Source organism: Actinacidiphila acidipaludis (genome assembly GCF_019890725.1).
Taxonomy (GTDB): Bacteria; Actinomycetota; Actinomycetes; order Streptomycetales; family Streptomycetaceae; genus Actinacidiphila; species Actinacidiphila acidipaludis.
Genome location: NZ_JAINZZ010000120.1, coordinates 1 through 4,164 on the forward strand (window position 1 = coordinate 1; position 4,164 = coordinate 4,164).

The 4,164-nt window shown below is 72.0% G+C and carries 5 protein-coding genes; all 5 read left to right on the forward strand.

Annotated features, from left to right (window positions below):
• Positions 1-1,327, forward strand: a 1,327-nt coding sequence (locus tag K7862_RS36830; protein WP_222970127.1) for an alpha/beta fold hydrolase, incomplete at its 5' end; no start/stop codon positions are given.
• Positions 1,327-2,556, forward strand: coding sequence for a cytochrome P450 (locus tag K7862_RS36835; RefSeq protein ID WP_222970129.1), 1,230 nt, complete (start codon positions 1,327-1,329; stop codon positions 2,554-2,556). The genes K7862_RS36830 and K7862_RS36835, both read left to right, overlap by 1 nt.
• Before the next feature lie 183 nt (positions 2,557-2,739).
• Positions 2,740-3,102 (forward strand): hypothetical protein, encoded by a 363-nt coding sequence (locus K7862_RS36840; protein ID WP_222970131.1) that lies wholly within the window; start codon positions 2,740-2,742, stop codon positions 3,100-3,102.
• A gap of 1 nt (position 3,103) precedes the next feature.
• Positions 3,104-3,511: a hypothetical protein gene (locus tag K7862_RS36845; protein WP_222970134.1), complete on the forward strand. Its 408-nt coding sequence runs from the start codon at positions 3,104-3,106 to the stop codon at positions 3,509-3,511.
• 32 nt (positions 3,512-3,543) lie between these two features.
• Positions 3,544-4,008, forward strand: coding sequence for a hypothetical protein (locus K7862_RS36850; RefSeq protein ID WP_308012382.1), 465 nt, complete (start codon positions 3,544-3,546; stop codon positions 4,006-4,008).
• Positions 4,009-4,164 lie beyond the last annotated feature (156 nt).

Genomic DNA, 4,164 nt, shown 5'->3' on the forward strand with positions numbered 1-4,164 from the left:
GGAAATCCAGAGCGCCCTGGAAGCCCTCCCCGGCATCGCCCACGCCACGGTGATCGCCCGCGAGGACGCACCGGGCGACAAGCGGCTGGTGGCGTACGTCGTGCCGGTCGCCGGGGCCACGCCGGACACCGCGGACCTGCGCCGGGACCTGGGACAGGCGCTGCCGGACTACATGGTCCCGGCCGCCTTCGTCACCCTCGACCGCCTCCCGCTCACCGTCAACGGCAAACTCGACACCAAAGCCCTGCCCGCACCCCAGACGCAGGCAACCGGCACCGCCAGCCGCGGCCCCCGCACCCCGCAGGAAGAGATCCTGTGCAAGCTCTTCGCCGAGGTGCTGGACGCCAAGCGGGTCTCGATCGACGACAACTTCTTCGACCTGGGCGGGCACTCGCTGCTCGCGACCCGGCTGCTGCAGCGCGTGCAGGCGACGTTCGGCGTCGAACTGAGCATCCGCAGCCTCTTCGAGGCGCCCACACCCGCGGCGCTGTCCGAACACCTGCTCGACGACACCGAGCGCGGCGGCGCTCTCGACGTGCTGCTGCCGCTGAAGCCGTACGGGTCGCGGACGCCGGTGTTCTGCGTGCACCCGGCCGGCGGGATGAGCTGGTGCTACTCGGGGCTGATCCGTCATCTGGGCGAGGACTACCCGGTGTACGGCCTGCAGGCGCGCGGTCTGGACCGGCAGGAGGAGATCCCGGAGACCATCGCGCAGATGGCCGCCGACTACGTGGAGCAGATCCGCGCGGTGCAGCCGTCCGGCCCCTACCGCCTGGTGGGGTACTCGGCGGGCGGGGTGATCGCGCACGCGATGGCCACCCGGCTCCAGGAGACGGGCGAGCGGGTCGACCTGCTCGGCATCCTGGACACCTATCCCGGTCAGCGGATGCCGCCGATCGACGAGCAGGACGTGCTGGCGGACCTGCTCAACTGGGTCGGCTACGACCGCCGGTACCTCGGCAAGGCGCCGCTGACGCACGCCCGGGTCACCGAGGTCCTGCAGCGGCTCGGCAGCGCCATGGCGACGCTGGAGGAGCGGCACATCGCCGCCATCAGCCGCATCTACGCCAACAACGCCGAGATGTTCAACACCTACGCACCGGCCCGTTTCGAGGGCGACATCCTCCTGGTGGTGGCGACCCTCGACAAGATCGACATCTCCCCGAAGCCCGACACCTGGCGGCCCTACGTCGGCGGCCGGATCGAGACGCGGGAGGTCGACCGCAAGCACACCGACCTGATGAAGCCGGGACCGCTCGCCGAGATCGGCCGGATCCTGGCGCAGAAGCTGCAGGACATCGACGCTGACGCAGAGGAGAGTGCCTGATGCACGGGACCGAGACAGCCGGCGCCGGTCCGGCGCCGGGGGCGGCCGGGGACAGCACGGTCCTGCCGCGGGACGCGGAACCGCAGGCCGAGTTCTTCGCCTGGCTGACCCGGATGCGGGAGACCGAGCCGGTGAGCTTCGACCCCACGACCGGGCTGTGGTCGGTGTTCGGGCGGGACGAGGCCGTCCAGGTCATGACGCACCCCGAGACGTTCGTCAACGACCTCTCCTCGCTCACGCCGCCCCAGGAGGACTACGACGTCTTCTTCAAGGGGAACATCGCGGCCATGGACGAGCCGCGGCACCGGCAGTTCCGCCAGCTGGTCCAGAAGGTGTTCAGCGCCCGCTACATCGCCGGCCTCGAGGAGAAGCTGACCGGGATCGCGACCGGCCTGGTCGACGCGGTCACCGGGCAGCGGCGGTTCGACGTCGCCGAGTCGTTCGCCTTCCCCTTCCCGGTCACGGTGATCGCCGACATCCTCGGCGCCGAGCTGGAGGACGTCGACCGGTTCGCCGAGTGGGCGTCGCTGCTGCACGTCGGCAGCAACAGCCTGGACGGCCTCACCAACGCGGCCAAGCACCTGCGTTCGCTCAACGCCTACATCTTCGACCTGATCGCCAAGCGGCGGGCCGAGCCGCGGGACGACCTGATCAGTCTGCTGATCGCCGCCGAGCTGGAGGGGGACCGGCTGGCAGACGACGAGATCGTGGGCTTCGTCGGCGTCCTGCTGATGGGCGGCATCACCACCACGGCGGCGCTGATCAGCAACATCGTGCTCACCTTCGACCACCACCCCGAGGAGTGGGCCCGGGTGCGGGCCGACCGGACGCTGGTACCGAAGGCCATCGAGGAGATCGTCCGGATGCGCCCGTCGTTCAGCAGCTTCCTGCGGATGGTCGCGGAGGACACCGAGCTGGGCGGGGAGTACGTGCCCGGCGGCTCGATCATGAAGATCTGGGTGTCGTCGGCCAACCGGGACGGGGCGCACTGGCAGGACCCCGACCGCTTCGACATCGACCGCGACCCCAACCGGCACAACGGCTTCGGCCAGGGCATCCACTTCTGCATCGGCGCCCCGCTGGCCCGGCTGGAGGCCCGGATCGCGTTCGACCTGCTGCTGGACCGCTTCACCGAGCTGCGGGTGGACCGCGACCGCCCGATCACCTTCCTGGACACCAACGACATGCTCGGCGCGACGCGGCTCCCCGTCGTCGCGGTGCCGGCCTGATCGTCTCCCGGGGACGGCCCCGGCGCCGTCCCCGGGGCCCGGCCGCGGCCGGCACGCTCAGCGTCGCCGCTGTGGCAGGTCCATGCAACAGCCCTGGGAACGGCCGCGCAGTGCGGCGATGCTGACCGTGCCGGCCGCGTCGTGCCGGACACCAAGTGACGAGCGACCGAGGACGGCGGGTTCGTGAACGAGGAAGCGCGAGAGGACGCCCGGGCCGGCGGCACGCCCCATCTGCTGATCGAGAGTCAGGGCCCCTGGGCCGGGGGCGCGTGCGCCGGGTTCCTGCGCGACGCCCGCGACCTGGCCCTGCTGGGACACCCGGTGCAGCTGCTGCTGATCCAGGAGGGTGTCGGCGCCGCCGTCCGTGACGCGGACGGCGGCGCCCAGGAGGCCGCGCGGGCCGGGGTGGAGGTCCTGGTGGACGACTTCTCCCTGGCGCAGCGCGGCCTCCGCCCTTCCCGGCTGCTGCCGGACGCGCGGATCGTGGACATGGCCGAGGTGTCCACCCGTGTGCTCGACCCGGACGTGAGGGTGGTGTGGCACTGACATGCCGACGTCGGTTCCGCGCACGGACGTGCTGCTGACGGTGATGGGCGCGCCCTACGAGAGCGATCTGGTCACCAGCGCCCTGCGGCTGACGCAGGCGCTGCTGGACGGCGGGGCGACCGTGCAGGTGTGGGCCTGCGGCTACGCCACCATGCTGACGCAGACCGCCCTCGGCGACAGCAAGCCCCGCAACCTGGCCGCCTGGTCGACCCCGTACCCGTCGATGGCGGCGGTCGTGCAGGACATGCTGGCGGCCTTTCCCGACCGGCTGCACTGGTACGCGTGCCGCTTCTGCAGTGACGACCGGGGCGCCGCCGCGCACATCGGGCAGGTGCCGACCCGGGCGCCGGCGAAGTACGCCGAGCACGTGGCGGCCGCCGGCAAGACGCTGTACCTGGGGGTGATGTGACGGTGTCCGCGCCCCTCCCGTCCGGGAAGCCCGTGCCTTCCCAGCCTTCGGAACCGTCCCGGCCGCCCGAGCCGTCCCGGCCGTCCGAGCCGCCCGAGCCGTCCGTCCGTTCCTGCCGGTCCCTGGCGATCGTCGAACGCGCCTACCGCGGCGCGGTGGAGACCCAGTTCTCCGACGCGCTCTACTGCGCCTTCCTCTTCCACCGCCATCTCGGCGGCCTGGACGTGCTGCTGCGCGGCCCGGCCGTCGGGTACGCCGCGGCGGCCGCCCGGGCGCCCGAACTGCGCCTCGGCACAGCGGTGTTCAGCACGGTCACCGACCCGCGGAAGGGGCTGGACGTGCTGCTGGAGTCCGGCTCCGGGGTGTGGGTCGAGGAACCCGACCTGCTCGCCCACGGGCTGGACGGCGAGGACAGCCTGCTGCCCGGCGTACGGCGCGTGCCGGGCGGGGCGATGGCCGCGCGCTGGGCCGAGTACCGCGCCGTCTTCTACCTGTGATCCGCGGATCTGTTCCGGCCGGCTCGCCGGTCACAGCCCGTGGGCGTGTTCCCGCACGCGGCGGCGAGCCGATCGCGCCGGGCGTCTTCTACCGATGAGGAGTGAATCTGCTGTGAGCGCGATGGTGACCGCGGTACGCGGTGAGGAGCGCGGCGA